Origin of the sequence: Actinoplanes sp. NBRC 101535 (assembly GCF_030269225.1) — a bacterium.
Lineage (GTDB): Bacteria > Actinomycetota > Actinomycetes > Mycobacteriales > Micromonosporaceae > Actinoplanes > Actinoplanes rectilineatus.
Genome location: NZ_BSSY01000009.1, coordinates 246736 through 263727 on the forward strand (window position 1 = coordinate 246736; position 16992 = coordinate 263727).

The following is a 16992-nucleotide window of genomic DNA, read 5'->3' on the forward strand; positions in this document are numbered from 1 at the left end:
AGTGGCCGGCCCGTGGTTGCTGGTGTCTGTCACTTAGTCGCGGCGCTCTCCGCCACGCTCACCGGCCGGACGCGACCGGCGACGACGGGGCTCGCCACCACCGTCACCGCGGGGAGCACGCTCCTCGCGGGGCGGACGGTTCTCCGACGGGGCACCGTCGGCGGCCGGGGCGGCCGGAGCCTCCTCGCCCTCCGGGCGGACCTTGTCGAGGTAGATCTTGCCGCGCGCGTCGATGTCCGCGATCTGGACCTCGACCTTGTCGCCGACGTTGAGGAAGTCCTCGACCTTGTCGACCCGCTTGCCGTCGCCCACCTTGGAGATGTGCAGCAGGCCGTCACGGCCGGGCAGCAGCGAGATGAAGGCGCCGAACGCGGCGGTCTTCACCACGGTGCCGAGGAACTTGTCGCCCATCTTCGGCAGCGTCGGGTTCGCGATCGCGTTGATCCGCTCGACCGCGGCCTCGGCGGCCGGGCCGTTGGTCGCACCGACGTAGATCGTGCCGTCGTCCTCGATGGAGATGTCGGCGCCGGTCTCGTCCTGGATCGCGTTGATGGTCTGGCCCTTCGGCCCGATCACCATGCCGATCTTGTCGACCGGGATCTTCACCGTGGTGACCCGCGGGGCGTGCTCGCTCATCGCGGCCGGAGCCTCGATCGCCGCGGTCATCACACCGAGGATCGTGGCGCGGGCCTCGTGCGCCTGCTGCAGAGCGCCGGCCAGCACGTCCGACGGAATGCCGTCGAGCTTGGTGTCCAGCTGCAGGGCGGTGACGAACTCGCTGGTGCCGGCGACCTTGAAGTCCATGTCGCCGAACGCGTCCTCAGCGCCGAGGATGTCGGTCAGCGCGACGTACTGCGTCTTGCCGTCGACCTCGTCGGAGATCAGACCCATCGCGATGCCGGCGACCGGAGCCTTCAGCGGCACACCGGCGGAGAGCAGGGCCAGCGTCGAGGCGCAGACCGAACCCATCGAGGTGGAGCCGTTGGAACCGAGGGCCTCGGAGACCTGACGGATCGCGTACGGGAACTCCTCGCGCGACGGCAGCACGGGCACCAGGGCCCGCTCGGCCAGCGCGCCGTGACCGATCTCGCGGCGCTTCGGCGAGCCGACCCGGCCGGTCTCACCGGTCGAGTACGGCGGGAAGTTGTAGTTGTGCATGTAGCGCTTGGTCTTCTCGGGGGCGAGAGTGTCCAGCGCCTGCTCCATGCGCAGCATGTTCAGCGTGGTGACGCCCAGGATCTGGGTCTCGCCACGCTCGAACAGCGCCGAGCCGTGCACCCGGGGGAGCACGCCGATCTGCGCGGTCAGCGGACGGATGTCACGCGGGCCACGGCCGTCGATGCGGATCTGCTCGCGCAGCACCCGCTGGCGGACCTCGGACTTGGTGACCGAGCGGAACGCCGCGCTGATCTCCTTCTCCCGGCCCTCGAAACGCTCGTCGAGCAGGGTGTGCGCCTTCGCCTTGACCAGGTCGAGGGCTTCCTCACGCTCCTGCTTGCCGGCGATCTTCAGCGCCTCGGCGGTCTCCTGGCGGACGGCCTCGGAGACAGCGGTGTAGACGTCGTCCTGGTAGTCCAGGAAGACCGGGAACTCGGCGACCGGCTTCGCGGCGATCTCGGCCAGCTCGCTCTGCGCACGGCACAGCTCGCGGATGGCCGGCTTGGAGGCCTCCAGGCCGCTCGCGACGACCTCCTCGGTCGGGGCGGTGGCACCGGCGGCGATCAGCTTGACCGCCTGCGGGGTGGCCTCGGCCTCGACCATCATGATCGCGACGTCGCCCTCGGCGGTGACGCGACCGGCCACGACCATGTCGAACGTGGCGCGCTCGAGCTCCTCGATGGTCGGGAACGCGATCCACTGGCCGTCGACGTGCGCGACCCGGGTCGAACCGACCGGACCGCTGAACGGCAGACCGGAGAGCTTGGTGGACATCGACGCCGCGTTCATCGCCACCACGTCGTACGGGTGGGAGGGGTCGAGCGCCAGGATCGTCTCGACGACCTGGACCTCGTTGCGCAGGCCCTTGGTGAAGGACGGGCGCAGCGGGCGGTCGATGAGGCGGCAGGTGAGGATGGCGTCCTCGCTGGGCCGGCCCTCACGACGGAAGAACGAGCCGGGGATACGGCCCGCGGCATACATCCGCTCCTCGACGTCCACGGTCAGCGGGAAGAAGTCGAAGTGGTCCTTCGGCTGCTTGCTGGCGGTGGTCGCGGAGAGGACGGTGGTGTCGCCCAGCTGGACGATCACCGAACCGGCGGCCTGCTGTGCGAGGCGGCCGGTGGAGAACACGATCTCCCGGGTGCCGAACGACCCGTTGTCGATCACGGCGGTGCGGAAGTCGGTTCCGAGAGCGTTGTTCTGCTCTGTCAAGTTTGGTACTCCTTCGTCGAGGACCCGGCGGTCAACAGCGCGGTTCAGGAGAGCCGGTCTTCGATCGAAGTGCCCAGGAGAGCTGCCTGGGAACCACTACCGAGGACCGGTGCTGACGGTTTGGTGATCCGCGCGGGTCCGTGGGTGGCAGTGTTCCGTTTCGGAACGGGTTCCGTCGAGGGGATTACCCCGAAGGAAGTGTTTCAGGGAGCGACCGGGGGTCGCTCCCTGACAAGCAGACTATCGACGCAGGCCGAGGCGCTCGATGAGCGTCCGGTAACGGGCGATGTCCTTCTTCTGAACGTAGTTCAGCAGGCGGCGGCGCTGGCCGACCAGGAGCAGCAGACCACGACGGCTGTGGTGGTCGTGCTTGTGCACCTTGAGGTGCTCGGTCAGGTCGGCGATCCGCTTGGTGAGCATCGCGACCTGAACCTCGGGCGAACCGGTGTCGCCGTCCTTGGTCGCATACTCGCCCATGATCTTGTTCTTGGTCTCTTGATCGAGCGCCATGTTCTCCGAACTTCTGTGTTGCCGATTTCACGGTTGACCCGCGACCCGCGGCGTCGGGCAGGTGTGCGGGACCGGTGTCGGATAATCCGACGACGAACCAACCCTACCAGGGGGTTACCGCAGCATCACCCGGGTCTCTTCGACGTCCGCCCGGATCTGGGCCACCAACGGTTCGATGGCGTCGTATGTCCGCTGCTCCCGCAGGTGCCCGACGAAATCGATGCTGATCTGCTCGCCGTAGAGGTCGCCGGAGAAGTCCAGGACGTGCGCCTCGACCCGTCGCTCCCGCCCGTTGAAGGTCGGATTGGTGCCGATCGACACACTGGCCCGCAGGCGCTCGTCCGGTTTGGCGTCCAGGGTCAGCCAGGCCGCGTACACACCGTCGGCCGGCACCGCCGCATACTGCTGGATCATCAGGTTCGCGGTCGGGAAGCCCAGCTCGCGACCCCGCTGATCACCGCGGATCACCACGCCGGAGAGCCGGTGCGGCCGGCCCAGCACCGCCGCGGCGGCCCGCACGTCACCGGCGTCCACACAGCTGCGGATGTAGGTCGAGGAGAACACCAGGCCCTCCTCCTCGACCAGCGGCGCGTCCTCCACGGTGAAGCCGAACGTGTGCCCCAGCGACTCGAGCATCGTCACGTCGCCGGCCGCCCGGTGCCCGAACCGGAAGTTGTCGCCGACCACCACGACCGCACTGTGCAGCGCCTCGACCAGCACACCGTGCACGAACTCGTCCGGTGCCAGCTGGGAGAACGCCGGCGTGAACGGCACCACGCAGAGCGCGTCGACGCCCAGGCCCTCGAGCAGATCCGCCTTGCGCAGCGGCTCGGTGAGCACGGCCGGGTGCGAACCGGGCCGGACCACCTCGGCCGGGTGCGGGTCGAAGGTCATCACCACCGACTGCAGGCCGAGATCACGGGCGCGCTTCACCGCGTGCCCGATGATCATCTGGTGTCCGCGGTGCACGCCGTCGAAGACGCCGATCGTCACCACCGACCGGCCCCACCCGGAGGGGACGGACTCGTACCCCCGCCATCGCTGCATCCGAACGCTCCTTCTGTCGAGACCCAGCGTATCGATCAGGCCGGGGCCAGGACGATCTCGGCCCGGGCCCGCCCCTCACGCTCGCTGACGACGGCGAGCACCTCACCGGCGGGATCGAAGACCGCATACGGCCCCTCGATGCCGACCGCACTCAGCGGACCGCCGTGCCGCAGCGTCCGGGTCTCCTCCTCGGTGGCCGTGCGCTGGGGGAACGACTGCCGGGCCGCCTCCGCCAGGGGCAGGCCGATCACGTCCGGGGCCCGCTGTTCAAGGTCCTCCAGGGTGGCCGCCGAGTCCAGGGTCAGTCCCCCGACGGCGGTACGCCGCAACGCCGTCAGGTGCCCGCCGACGCCGAGGGCCGTCCCGAGGTCCCGGGCGATCGCCCGGATGTACGTCCCGGAGGAACACGTCACGTCGACGTCCACGTCCACCACGTCCGGCTCGTCGCGGCGGATGTCCAGCACGTCCAGGGCGAACACGGTGATCCGGCGGGCCGGGATCTCCACCGTCTCACCGTCGCGCACCCGCTTGTACGCCCGCTGCCCATTGATCTTGATGGCGCTCACCGCGCTGGGCACCTGGTCGATCTCACCCCGCTGGGCGGCCAGACCGTTTCGGATCGCCTCGTCGGTCACCGCGGCCGCCGGCGTCGTGGCGGTCACCTCGCCCTCGGCGTCGTCGGTCACCGTGCTCTGGCCGAGCCGGATCGTCGCGGTGTAGCTCTTCCGCGAGCCGATCACGTAGGTCAGCAGCCGGGTCGCCCGGTTGACCCCGATGATCAGCACACCGGTGGCCATCGGGTCGAGCGTGCCGCCGTGCCCCACCCGCCGGGTCTTCGCCAGCCGCCGGATCCGGGCGACGACGTCGTGCGACGTCATCCCGGCCGGCTTGTCCACCACGATCAGTCCGTCCGTGTTCACCCGACCACCCTATTAGGCGGGGTCTCCCGGCCTCACGGCTGCCGGGCCACGCCGAGCACCACCCATCGCCCGGACCGCCAGCGCCACACCACCGCCACCAGCCGCGTCATGATCAGCAGGCCCAGGCCGGCCCAGACGCCGCCCAGGCCGAGGTCGAGGGCGTACGACAGCCAGATCATCGGCAGGAAGCCGAGCAGCGCGCCGATCACCGTCGAGGTGCGCAGGAACGCCACGTCCCCGGCCCCGATCAGCACCCCGTCCAGGGCGTAGACCACACCGGCGAACGGCAGCAGCGCCACGAACCAGGGCCAGATCACCGCGGCCTGGTCGTGCACCGCCGGGTCGCCGGTGAACCAGCGGGGCACGACCGAGGCACCGGCCGCGACCAGGGCGGCGAAGACCACGGCGGAGATCCCGCCGGCGACGGTGACCCGGCGGGCCACGTCCCGGGCCTCGTCCGCGTCGTCGGCACCGAGCGCCGCTCCGACCAGCGACTGGGCGGCGATGGCCACCGCGTCCAGCACCAGCGCGGCGAAGAACCACAGCTGCAGGCCGATCTGGTGGGCGCCGACCGCCGCGACGCCGAACCGGGAGGCGACCGCCGTGGCGGAGAGGAAGCAGACCTGGAAGGCGCCGCCCCGGATCAGCAGGTCGCGGCCGAGCACCACCTGCTGGAGGATGACCGCCGGCACCGGGCGCAGCTCGCGGGTCTCGCGGATCAGCGCGGCGAGGAACAGGCCGCCACCGACCGACTGGGCGGTGACGTTGGCGATGGCCGAGCCGGTCAGGCCGAGGCCGAGCGGATAGACCAGGACCGGGCAGAGCACGGCGGAGAGCAGGTTGGCGCCGAGCACGATGGTCAGCGGGCGGCGGGTGTCCTGCACGCCGCGCATCCAGCCGTTGCCGGCCGCGGCGAGCAGCAGACCGGGAATGCCCAGCACGGCGATGCGCAGCCAGTCCGCGGCGGCGTCGGCGGTCTCCGGGTTGCCGGCCAGCGCACGGGCGAGCGGCCCGGCGAAGAGCAGACCGAGCAGGGCCAGCAGCAGGCCGACCGCGAGGGCCAGCCAGGACGCCTGCACCCCCTCGGCGACCGCGCCGTCCCGGTCGCCGGCGCCGAACCGGCGGGCGGCCCGGCCGGTCGTCCCATACGCCAGAAGGATGCCGAACCAGACGGCGACCGACATGGTGGTGCCGCCGACCGCGACCACAGCGAGCGGGACCGCGCCCAGGTGACCCACCACCGCGGTGTCCACCAGCACGTAGAGCGGCTCGGCGGCCAGCACCACCAGGGCGGGCAGGGCGAGAGAGGCGATCCGGCGGGCGGAGGCGGTGCGGGAACCGTCGGCAGGCGGGCTCATGGTGTCCCATGATGCCCGCCCACATGTAAGGGCCGCAAGGCAGCCCGTCGCTTACACCTACTGGCGCGTGTCCAGCGAGGTCTGCAAGGCTCGGCGGGCCTGCTCACGGGCGTCGTCGGCAGGCGGTGGCTTCGGCTTGGCAGCCATCAGGATGTCCTTCCACGGATCTGGTGGGCGCGTCGCGGCGCCCGGAAGCGGTCGAGCAGGGTGTCCGTGGCCGGTCCCGGGATCGCCGGGAGGCGGAGAGGGACACCGGCCCGGGCCGGTGGACCCGGGTGGCTCGTGGTCCCCACGGAAGGCGGCCGGTGTCAGCCGCGCGGGAACCAAATCACCGTTCAGCTCCCAAACTATCGTTCAGCACCGGCCCGGACGGCCGGATCCCGGGATCCGGGACACACGATCAGGTGAGGTGCAGGTCGAGGAGGCGGCGGACGGTGTCGACCACGTCCCGCGCCTCGCCGTGACCGGTGAAGCCGGCGGCCAGCCGGTGCCCGCCGCCGCCCTGCGTCATCGCCACCGCGCTCACGTCGACCGCGCCCTTGCTGCGCATCGAGACCGACCACTCGGCGGCGCCGGTCTGCTTCACCACCACCGCCACGTCCGCCTCGGCCACCCGGCGCACCGGGTCGATCAGCGTGTCCAGCACATAGGGCGGCTGACCGTGACGGTCCAGGTCGTCGAGCGTCGCCCAGGTCCAGACCATGCCCCGGCCGCCGGCCGCGGACTCGTCGAGCACCGCACGGCCGAGCACCTCACCGGTCAGTTTCATCGCCCCGAACGGGCCGCTGTCGAAGATCCGGCGGGAGATGTCACCCGGCCGGATGCCGGTGGCGATCAGGCGAGCGGCCAGCTCGTGCACCGCCGGCGTGGTCATGTCGAACCTGAACGAGCCGGTGTCGGTGGCCAGCGCGATGTAGAAGCACTCGGCGATGCCGGTGTCCAGCGGCACACCCAGCCGCGACAGCAGCTCGTCGGCCACCACCGAGGTCGCCGCCGCATCCGGGTCGACCAGGCGCACCCCGCCGAAACCGGCGTTCGACGCGTGATGGTCGAGCACCACGCTGCGCGGAGCGGCGAGACGGCCGGCCAGACCACCCAGACGCGACTCGCTCGCCACGTCGAAGACCAGGACCAGCCGCGGATCGGCGAAGGCCTCCGCCTCCGGCACCAGAAGATCCAGGCCGGGCATCTCCGTGTACGGCCCCGGAACCGTGAACTCACCCGGGAACGTCGCGTGCACACGCGTGAACCCGAGCCGCCGCAGTCCCAGACCGAAACCGAGCATGCTGCCCAGCGCGTCCCCGTCCGGGTTGACGTGACAGATCAGCAGCACCTCGTCGTCGGCACCGACCGAGCGGACCGCCGCGACCGCGGCGGCCCACTGGTCGGCCGACGGCCCGGAGGGCAGGGTCACCCCTGATCCTCGCGGGCACCGACCCGCTCGGCGTCGTCCTCGTCCTCGTCATCCGACTTGTACGGGTCCGCGTCACCGGCGTACTGCTTGCCGGCGGCGAGCCGCTGGACCTCCTCGTCGCGGTGGCGTGCCGCGGCGAGCAGGTCGTCGATCTCCTTGACGTGGGTCTGCACGTTGTCCAGCACGAACGCCAGGCTCGGCGAGTGCCGCAGGCCGAGCGCGTGACCGACCCGGCTGCGCAGCATGCCCTTGGCACTCTCCAGCGCGGCTGCGGTGCCGGCCTGCTCGGTGACGTCGCCGAGCACCGTGTAGAACACCGTGGCCTCACGAAGGTCACCGGTGAGCCGGGCATCCGTGATCGTCACCATGCCGAGACGGGGATCCTTGATCTCCCGCACCAGCGAAGCCACCAACTCCCGGACACGCTCAGCGTGCCGACGTGTCTTGGCTGGGTCCGACATATCGCCCACCTCCGACTATGGATCCCGCGGGTCCGCACCGGCCCCCGCCCTTAACTGCTGAAGCGTACCCACGTCAGTCCTCGTCGCCGTACAGCCGTCGCTTGACCGAGAGCAACTCGATCTCGGGACGGCCCGCCACCTGGTTCTCACAGGTGTCGACGACGGCCCGCGCCTGAGCCGCCTCGGCGGCCACCACCGCCACACCGATCTGTGCCCGGCCGTGCAGGTCGTGGAAACCCACCTCGGCGGCGCTCACCTCGAATTTCCGGAGCATCGCGATGATCGGGCGGACATAGGAGCGCTTCTGCTTCAGCGACTGCGAATCACCGGGCAGGAGCAGGTCGAAGATTGCGGTTTCGGTATACATCAGCGAGCAGGTTACGCCCGGGCCGCACCGGATTCAGCTGTATTTCCGGGCCACCAGCACGTCACGCTCGATGCCCTGGTCCACCCGGTGCGCCAGCGGCTGGAACTCGATCAGCTTCAGGCCGTTCGCCAGCAGGATGTCCTCGGCCAGCTCCCGCTTCGCGACCTTGGTGTTCCAGGAGATACCGATCGCACCACCCGGGCGCAGCAGTTTCAGCCACTCCGGCACGGCCCGCTCCAGCAGGTCCAGCGGGCGCCGGGAGATGCCGCCGCCGTCCTCCTCGTAGCTGCCGTGCGCGATCCCGTAGGGCAGGTCGGTGACGATCAGGTCAGCGACATTGCCCTTGATCAGGCCGTCCAGCCCGGTGGTGTCGGCGTTCAGCACGATGAGCTTCTGCACCGCGCCTGCCTTGTGGTCGTCCTTGCTGGCCGCCAGGGTCACCTCCAGTCGGCGGGCCGCCCGTCGACCCTGCCGGCGCACCGGGACCAGCTCGGCGGAGTGCTTGAGGCGCTTACGCTTCAGCCAGGTCTGGAGGAACAGCTTGTACGCCTCGACGTCCTTGCCGTCGATCTCCACACCGATGCCGTCGAAGCCGTACATCAAAGCCTGGTTGAGCGTGGTGCCGCGGCCGCACAGCGGGTCGAGGACGGTGAGGTTGCCGTCGAGCATCCGCGGCGCGAAGGCGGAGCCGAGCAGGGTGAGGTTCAGCACCAGCTTGGTGAACTGCTCGTTGGTCTTGCCCGCGTACTTCGGGATGGTGATCAGGTCGCTGTCGTAACGGGCCAGCGGGCTGAGGGCGAGCGGACGGAGCAACTCCTCGTCGACCCGCTCGAACAACGCGTACGCCGACGAGAGGTTGGACAGGTAGGCGATGTCACGGGTGGTCAGCTCACCGTCGAAGGTGAGGTATTCCACACCGCCGATCGTGGTGGCGTCGATCCCGGACAGTTCGGCGGAGAGCACCGGGCTGAACCCGGCCAGTTCCGCCTGCGAGATCCGGGACGCCTGATCGGCGTAGACGCGGTTGGCGGACGGGGCGAGCAGCATGGCATACCGGGACATGCCGACATCCTTTCAGGCGCCCCGGAAGGTGGGCAGCTCAGCCCGGCGGTCGCGGCACAGGCGTGCCGGTGCGGCGCCTCGCGCGGCAGCCACGGTACGCCGGGTAGCGCGTACCCCAAGGGTGGAGAAAGGGGAACGGCCCCGGTGCCGAAGCACCGAGGCCGTCCATCGCTGGGTCGATCAGACGCGAGGCTTCTCGCGCATCTCCCAGGTCTCGATGACGTCGCCGATCTGCGGAGTGCCGAAGCCGCTCAGGGTCAGACCACACTCGAAGCCCTCGCGGACCTCGGTGGCGTCGTCCTTGAACCGCTTGAGCGAGCTGATCGTGACGCTCTCGGCCACCACGACACCCTCGCGCAGGATGCGCGCCTTGGTGTTGCGGCGGATGAGACCCGACCGGACGATACAGCCGGCGATGAGGCCGATCTTGGACGAGCGGAAGACCTCGCGGATCTCCGCGGTGCCCAGCTCGACCTCTTCGTACTCCGGCTTGAGCAGGCCCTTGAGCGCCGCCTCGATCTCCTCGATGGCCTGGTAGATCACGCTGTAGTAGCGGATCTCCACGCCGGCGCGGTCGGCCATCTCCTTGACCTTGTTGGAGGCCCGGACATTGAAGCCGATGATCGTTGCGGTCTGCTCGGACGAGGCCGACGCCAGGTTGACGTCGCTCTCGGTGATCGCACCGACGCCGCGGTGGATGACCTTGAGCTGGATCTCGTCCGGGATCTCGATCTTGAACAGCGCGTCCTCGAGCGCCTCGACCGAACCCGAGCTGTCGCCCTTGATGACCAGCGTGAGGGAGGTCTTCTCGCCCTCCTTGAGCTGGGCCATGAGCGTCTCGAGCGTGGCCTTGGTCCCCGAGTTGGCGAACGCGGCCGCACGACGGCGGGCCTGACGCTGCTCGGCGATCTGGCGCACCGTGCGGTCGTCCTCAGCAGCGAGGAACGTGTCACCGGCGCTGGGCACCGAGGTCAGACCGAGCACCAGGACCGGACGGGCCGGACCCGCCTCGGCGACCTGCTTGCCGTTCTCGTCGAGCATGGCGCGGACGCGACCGTGCGCGCCACCCGCCACGATCGAGTCGCCGGCCCGCAGCGTGCCCTTCTGCACCAGGACGGTGGCGACCGCACCGCGGCCCTTGTCCAGGTGCGCCTCGACCGCGACACCCTGAGCGGGGCCGTCGATCGGAGCGGTCAGCTCCAGCGACGCGTCGGCGGTCAGCAGGATCGCCTCGAGCAGCTCGTCGATGCCGATGCCGGGCTTGGCCGCGACGTTGACGAACATGGTGTCGCCGCCGTACTCCTCGGCGAGCAGGCCGTAGTCCGTCAGCTGCTGCCGGACCTTGTCCGGGTTGGCGTCCGGCTTGTCGACCTTGTTCACCGCGACCACGATCGGGACCTCAGCGGCCTTGGCGTGGTTGAGCGCCTCGACCGTCTGCGGCATGACGCCGTCGTCCGCCGCCACCACGAGGATGACGATGTCGGTCACCTGGGCACCACGAGCACGCATGGCGGTGAACGCCTCGTGACCCGGGGTGTCGATGAAGGTGATCGCCCGCTCTTCGCCCTGGTGCGGGACGACGACCTGGTAGGCACCGATGTGCTGGGTGATGCCACCCGCCTCGCCGGCGACCACGTTGGTCTTGCGGATCGCGTCGAGCAGCTTCGTCTTACCGTGGTCGACGTGACCCATGACGGTCACGACCGGCGGACGGGTGACCAGACGGTCCTCCGCCACCTCGGCGTCGAGGTTGATGTTGAACTGCGCGAGCAGCTCACGGTCCTCGTCCTCGGGGCTGACGATCACGACGTTGAAGCCCAGGTGCTCACCGAGCAGCAGCAGGGTGTCGTCGGACACCGACTGCGTCGCGGTCACCATCTCACCCAGGTTGAACATCTCCTGGACGAGCGAACCCGGGTTGGCGTTGATCTTGTCGGCGAAGTCGGAGAGCGACGCGCCACGGGAGAGCCGGATGTCCTGACCCTGACCACGCGGAGCGCCCGAGCTCATCTGCGGAGCCGACAGGTTGTCGAACTCCTGACGCCTCTGCTTCTTCGACTTGCGGCCACGCGTCGGCCGGCCGCCGGGACGCCCGAAGGCACCCGCCGCACCGCCGCCACGACCGCGGCCACCGCCACCACCGGGACGACCCGGAGCACCGGCACCGACCGGACCGCCGCCACCGGGACGGAAACCGCCACCGGGACCACCGGCACCGCCACCACCGGGACGGAAGCCACCGCCACCGCCACCGCCGGGACGGAAGCCACCACCGGCACCGCCGCCGCCACCGGGACGGAAGCCACCGCCACCGCCACCGGGACCGCCACGGCCACCGCCGGGACCACCGGGACGACCTGCGCCGCCACCGGGGCCACCACGGCCGCCACCGGGACCGGCCGGACGCTGCGCGGGCATCGACGCGGGACTGGGCCGCGGCGGCATCGACGCAGGACTCGGCCGCGGCGGCATGCCGGGCTGGTTGGGACGCGGCATCGAAGCCGGCGACGGACGCTGACCGCCACCACCGGAGACACCGAACGGGTTGTTACCCGGGCCACGCGCGGGCGGGCGGGGAGCGCCACCGGCCGGGCCGGGACGGGGACCACGCTCACCGGGCGGGTTCTGCGGACCGGCGGCACGGGTCGCCGCCGGAGAACCCGGACGCGGGGGAACACTGCCGGGGCCGGGGCCACCCGGGCGGCGCGCGGGGCCACCCTCGGCCGGGCCCGGACGACGCTCGGCGTCGCGGGTGCGGGCGGCCTGAGCTGCCTGGGCAGCCTTGACAGAGGCCTCCTGCTCGGCCTTCAGCGCCGAGGCGCGCGCCTCAGCGGCCGCCACCTCGATGTCGTGCGCGCTGGCCGGCTTGGCGACCGGACCGGGCGTCGGGCCGGGACGTCCACCGGGCGGCTTCGGCCGGGCGAACTGACCCGGGGACGGAGCCGGCGAGGTGGGCGCGTTCGGACCGCCGGACGGCGGGCCGGGACGACGCGGAGGCTGCGGACGGGCCATCGGCGGACCCGGACGCGGGGCCGATGACGAGTTGGGAGAGCCGGACGGGGTTCCACCGCCGGCAGAGGGGGCAGAGGTCGGGGCTGAACCGCCACCGGAACCTGCCTCGAGGGCGCCCCGCAGACGCCGGGCCACCGGGGCCTCGACGGTGCTGGACGCGGATTTGACGAACTCGCCCATCTCTTTGAGCTTGGCGAGAACGGTCTTGCTGTCGACCCCGAGCTCCTTTGCGAGCTCGTGTACGCGGGCCTTGCCTGGCACTGCACTCCTCACTTCGAGGTCGTGCGAGCAGTACCCGCACAGACCTCACTCGTGCACTAGAAGCCTGGTCATTTCAGGGACTTCATCGTGTGCTCATCTGGGTCGTCCTACCTTGCTGGGTCGTGACGGGGCGCCGACGCCTCGTCATCGGTGGGTTCGTGCGGCACGGAGACCGCACGAATGTGCTCGGCTAGCAGACCGGCGTCAGCAACACCGGTAAGGCGCAACGCTCGCCCGAAGGCGCGTCGTCGCTCTGCTTGCGCGAAGCAAGCCGGATCGGGATGCAGATGCGCTCCCCGGCCCGGCAGTCGGCGGCCAGGATCGGGCAGAAGCCGGAAAGCTTCCCCGGATCCAGCCGCGACGAACCGCAGCAATGAAGCGGCCGGCGCGCGGTTGCGGCATCCAACGCAGGTTCGCGTCGGGCCGACCGAGTCCAAGTCTACCCCTCGATCGGGCCGGACGCGTATCCGGTCAGTTCCCCGCCTCGGCCGCATCACGGTCCGAGACTCCGGCAGGCTCGTTGTCCGGCCGGATGTCGATGCGCCAACCGGTCAGCCGAGCAGCCAATCTGGCGTTCTGTCCCTCCCGGCCGATCGCCAGCGAGAGCTGGAAATCCGGCACGGTGACACGAGCCGTACGGGTGGCCGCGTCGACCACCTCGACCCGCAGCGCCTTGGCCGGGGAGAGCGCGTTGCCCACGAACTGGGCCGGGTCGTCCGACCAGTCGATGATGTCGATCTTCTCGCCGTGCAGCTCGCTCATCACCGCGCGGACCCGCTGACCCATCGGGCCGATGCAGGCGCCCTTGGCGTTCACGCCGGAGACGGTCGACCGCACCGCGATCTTGGTGCGGTGACCCGACTCACGGGCGATCGCGGCGATCTCCACGGTCCCGTCGGCGATCTCCGGCACCTCGAGGGCGAAGAGCTTCTTCACCAGCGCCGGGTGCGAGCGGGACAGGGTGATCTGCGGGCCGCGGAAACCCTTGGCCACGTGCACCACGATGCACCGGATCCGGGCGCCGTGCGGGTACTGCTCGCCGGGCACCTGCTCGGACTGCGGCAGCACCGCCTCGAGCTTGCCCAGGTCGACCGTCACGATGTTCTTCTCGGCACGGGCCGCGTCGGCCTGCACCACACCGGTGATCAGGTCGCCGTCGCGTCCCGCGTACTCACCGAAGTGCTGTTCGTCGGTGGCCTCCCGCAGACGCTGGAGGATCACCTGCTTGGCGGTCATCGCCGCGATCCGGCCGAAGTCGTGCGGAGTGTCGTCCCACTCCCGCACCATCGTGCCGTCGGCGTCGAACTCCTGAGCCAGCACCGACGCCACGCCGCTCTTACGGTCGATCGCCACCCGGGCGTGGCTCTCCGCGCCGTCGGTGTGCCGGTACGCCGTCAGCAGCGCGGTCTCGATGGCCGCCAGAATCGTCTCGAACGGGATCTCCCGCTCGCGCTCCAGGGCGCGCAGCGCCGCGAGGTCGATGTTCATGCCTCGCCCTCCCCTTCGTCATTGTCATCGTCATCGTCATCGTCGTCTTCGTCGCCGAAATCGGCTTCGTCCATACGCTTGAACTCGATCTGGACCTTGCCCGCGCCGAGCCCGTCGAACGCCAGCTCGCGCGAGACGCCGTCCACGTCCAGCACCACACCCGTGTCACCGGTCGACACGATCCGGCCGGTCAGCCCGTCCACCTCGACCAGGCGGCCGATGTTGCGGCGCCAGTGCCGGGGCTCGGTCAGCGGCCGGTCGACGCCCGGAGAACCGACCTCCAACTGGTACTCCCCGGCGAGCAACTCGCCGCCGGACTCCTCGGCCTCGTCGAGGGCCGCGGAGATCGCCCGGGAGACGACCGCCACGTCGTCCAGGCTGATGCCGCCGTCGGTGTCGACCATCACCCGCACGACGAAACGCCGCCCGGCCCGGGAGAGATTCACGTCCTCCAGGTCGTAACCGGCCCCGGCGACCACCGGCTCGATCACCGCACGGACCCGGGCGCGGGCCGCGGTCAGGTCGACACGGGGAGGAGCAGGGGTCCGCGCCTCGGGTTCGGGGCGGGTGCGTCGGCTATGGGGATGCCCACCGGGTCGGGCCCCGGCGCGGCCACGCTGCGTCATCGGGCTCGACCTCTCGTTAGCTTTGCGCTGCCACGACTATATGCCGCCGGGCAGACAAAGGCCCCGCGGCTGACGCAGAGCGTAACGCGCCCGGGGGACGGCCGGAGCGCCGCCGCACCGAATCCACCCCCACCGCAGGTCGACGGCATGGTGTTGACTGATCGGGTGGCGATCAGAGAGACGGGACACACACGGCGACGGGTGCTGGCCACGGCCGGAGCCGTGGCGGGCGCGACGACACTGGGTGGATGCTTCGGCGACGATCCGGAGCCGCCACCGGCACCGGACGCGCTGCAGCCGCTGCTCGACGAGGCCCTGACGATGGCCGCGGCCTACGAGCGGGCCGTGGTGGCCCAGCCGGCCCTGGCCGACCGGCTCACCCCGCTCGCCGAGGACCATCGTGCACACGCGACGGAACTCGCCACGATGATCGGCGCGACCCTGCCCTCGGCGGTGGCCGCCCCGTCCGCATCCGGTTCGGCCACCGACGGCGACAGCACCGCTGACCTGCGCAAGGCCGAGCAGACGGCGCAGAAGAACGCGGTCGCGGCCTGCCGGACGGCACCCGCCGAACGGGCCGCCCTCGTCGGATCGATCGCCGCCAGCCGGGCGACACACGCCGAGGCGCTGCGCTGACCCGATAGGGTTTCGCGACGTGATGGAGCAACTGGCCGCGGCGCTCGCCGCCGAAGAGGCCGCGATCTACGCGTACGGGTTGATCGGCGTGCACCTCAAGGACAACGAGCAGGACCGCGCCCGGGCCGCCGAGCAGGAACACCGGGAACGCCGCGACCTGCTGGTGGACCGGCTCGACGACCTCAAGGCGAGCGCCGCACCGAACCCACCCGGATACGCCCTGCCGTTCGAGGTCGCCGACCGCACGTCCGCACTGAGACTCGCCGTCCACATCGAGGACGGTGTAGCCCAGGCCTGGCGGGTGGTCCTCCCGGTCACCACCGACACCGAACGCGCCGACGCTCTGTCCGCGATGACCGACTCCGCAATTCGCGCGACGCGGTGGCGCAAACTCGGCGGCATCACCCCCCTGACCATGGCCTTCCCCGGCCGGGCCGGGTGACCGTCGCCCTCTTCGGCATGCCGTCCCACCCCGGATGGCAGAGAATGAGGGCGTGATCGAGGAACTCGACACCACCACCGTCCGCGGCTCCCTGGCAGCCCGGCTGCGCGACGCCGTCCAGAAACGCTGGCCCGCCGACGTACAGGCGATCGGGCTGTGCGGCTCGATGGCCCACGGCGACGACAACGACGGCAGCGACATCAACCTGGTCGTGGTCACCTACCGGCCCAAGACCGGCCCGAAACCGGCACTGCGCAAGGTGGACGGCATCCCGGTCGAGCTGCGCGTGACGACCGGCGAGGAAGGACTGGGGCAGGCCCGGGCGCTCACACCGCGGTGGCCGTTGCAGGCCGACCAGTACATCACCACGTTCCCCCTGCACGACCCGCAGAAATGGTTCACCGACCAGCGGGAGGCCCACCTCAGCCTGCTCGCCGAGGCCCGCCCGATCGAGTTCACCGGCATGGCCCGGCACGACTGGGCGGTGGCGAGCGGTGCGCACACCCGCGCGGTCCGGCTCGCCCAGTGGTTCGACACCGACGCGGCCCTGATCCTGATGGCCGAGGCCCGGCTGCACGCGGCGCTGGTGACGGGGCTGCTCACCCGCACCCACTTCCGCAACGCGGCGGACGCGGTGCGCCGGACCGGGCTGGCGTCCGCGGACACCCAGGAGCTGGGCGCGATCCTGAAATATCAGGGCGAGGAGCTCGGCGCCCGGGGACGGCCGGTGGACGGCGCACTGGGCGCCCTCTTCGACTGACGGGACCTTCCCCCTTTTTCGGGTACGCCCGGAGCACCGCACCCCCGTCGCGGACGGGACGGGCGAACCCGCCGCCGCTCGCGGGCGAACCCGCACCCCGGTCGCGGGCGGGACGGGCACTTCTCAGGCACGCCCGAAGCCCACCCGCCGTGGTGACCGCGGCGGTGCAGACCGCCCGGGACCGCCACGTCCCCGGACGCGGCGGTCACGACGGGCGCGACACTCCCGACCACCGGCGGACGCGGCGGTCACGACAGG

General features: G+C 70.9%; 16 protein-coding genes. 3 read left to right on the top strand and 13 right to left on the bottom strand.

Annotated features, from left to right (window positions below):
- Positions 1–33: 33 nt before the first annotated feature.
- From QSK32_RS25530 to rimP, 13 genes are all read right to left on the bottom strand, one after another.
- On the bottom strand, positions 34–2370 hold the full coding sequence (locus QSK32_RS25530; RefSeq protein WP_045741482.1) for a polyribonucleotide nucleotidyltransferase: 2337 nt from the start codon (positions 2368–2370) through the stop codon (positions 34–36).
- Positions 2371–2610: 240 nt separating this feature from the next.
- Entirely contained in the window at positions 2611–2880 is a 270-nt protein-coding gene (gene rpsO, locus QSK32_RS25535; RefSeq protein ID WP_045741481.1) for a 30S ribosomal protein S15, read from the bottom strand.
- Between the two features lie 114 nt (positions 2881–2994).
- Positions 2995–3927 carry a bifunctional riboflavin kinase/FAD synthetase gene (locus QSK32_RS25540; RefSeq protein WP_045741480.1) on the bottom strand — a complete coding sequence of 311 codons (933 nt, stop codon included), beginning with the start codon at positions 3925–3927 and terminating at the stop codon, positions 2995–2997.
- Positions 3928–3962: 35 nt separating this feature from the next.
- The gene (truB, locus tag QSK32_RS25545) at positions 3963–4805 is read right to left on the bottom strand and encodes a tRNA pseudouridine(55) synthase TruB (protein WP_502872558.1); all 843 of its coding nucleotides are present in this window, start codon (positions 4803–4805) and stop codon (positions 3963–3965) included.
- Between the two features lie 74 nt (positions 4806–4879).
- Complete coding sequence (locus QSK32_RS25550; RefSeq protein ID WP_285473372.1) at positions 4880–6205, bottom strand: MATE family efflux transporter; 1326 nt, start codon at positions 6203–6205, stop codon at positions 4880–4882.
- Positions 6206–6605: 400 nt separating this feature from the next.
- The gene (locus tag QSK32_RS25555) at positions 6606–7619 is read right to left on the bottom strand and encodes a DHH family phosphoesterase (RefSeq protein ID WP_285473373.1); all 1014 of its coding nucleotides are present in this window, start codon (positions 7617–7619) and stop codon (positions 6606–6608) included.
- Positions 7616–8080, bottom strand: coding sequence for a 30S ribosome-binding factor RbfA (rbfA, locus tag QSK32_RS25560; RefSeq protein WP_045741476.1), 465 nt, complete (start codon positions 8078–8080; stop codon positions 7616–7618). Before rbfA ends, QSK32_RS25555 begins: the two co-directional genes overlap by 4 nt.
- A gap of 73 nt (positions 8081–8153) precedes the next feature.
- Entirely contained in the window at positions 8154–8447 is a 294-nt protein-coding gene (locus QSK32_RS25565) for a DUF503 domain-containing protein (protein WP_045741475.1), read from the bottom strand.
- A gap of 33 nt (positions 8448–8480) precedes the next feature.
- The gene (locus QSK32_RS25570; RefSeq protein ID WP_045741474.1) at positions 8481–9509 is read right to left on the bottom strand and encodes a TRM11 family SAM-dependent methyltransferase; all 1029 of its coding nucleotides are present in this window, start codon (positions 9507–9509) and stop codon (positions 8481–8483) included.
- Positions 9510–9689: 180 nt separating this feature from the next.
- Positions 9690–12782 (bottom strand): translation initiation factor IF-2, encoded by a 3093-nt coding sequence (infB, locus tag QSK32_RS25575; protein ID WP_083448905.1) that lies wholly within the window; start codon positions 12780–12782, stop codon positions 9690–9692.
- 107 nt (positions 12783–12889) lie between these two features.
- The gene (locus QSK32_RS25580; RefSeq protein WP_342669777.1) at positions 12890–13219 is read right to left on the bottom strand and encodes a YlxR family protein; all 330 of its coding nucleotides are present in this window, start codon (positions 13217–13219) and stop codon (positions 12890–12892) included.
- A 34-nt stretch (positions 13220–13253) separates the two neighbouring features.
- A complete protein-coding gene (nusA, locus tag QSK32_RS25585; protein ID WP_045741471.1) occupies positions 13254–14270 on the bottom strand; it encodes a transcription termination factor NusA in 1017 nt (338 codons plus the stop codon).
- On the bottom strand, positions 14267–14896 hold the full coding sequence (gene rimP / locus QSK32_RS25590) for a ribosome maturation factor RimP (RefSeq protein ID WP_285473374.1): 630 nt from the start codon (positions 14894–14896) through the stop codon (positions 14267–14269). Before rimP ends, nusA begins: the two co-directional genes overlap by 4 nt.
- A 147-nt stretch (positions 14897–15043) precedes the next feature.
- Between rimP and QSK32_RS25595 the strand changes: the two genes are divergently transcribed.
- From QSK32_RS25595 to QSK32_RS25605, 3 genes are read left to right on the top strand one after another with little or no spacing between them, the layout of a single operon-like run.
- Positions 15044–15532: a hypothetical protein gene (locus tag QSK32_RS25595; protein WP_211275324.1), complete on the top strand. Its 489-nt coding sequence runs from the start codon at positions 15044–15046 to the stop codon at positions 15530–15532.
- Between the two features lie 22 nt (positions 15533–15554).
- Positions 15555–15974, top strand: coding sequence for a ferritin-like domain-containing protein (locus QSK32_RS25600; protein WP_502872559.1), 420 nt, complete (start codon positions 15555–15557; stop codon positions 15972–15974).
- A gap of 52 nt (positions 15975–16026) precedes the next feature.
- The gene (locus tag QSK32_RS25605) at positions 16027–16734 is read left to right on the top strand and encodes a nucleotidyltransferase domain-containing protein (RefSeq protein ID WP_083448911.1); all 708 of its coding nucleotides are present in this window, start codon (positions 16027–16029) and stop codon (positions 16732–16734) included.
- Positions 16735–16992 lie beyond the last annotated feature (258 nt).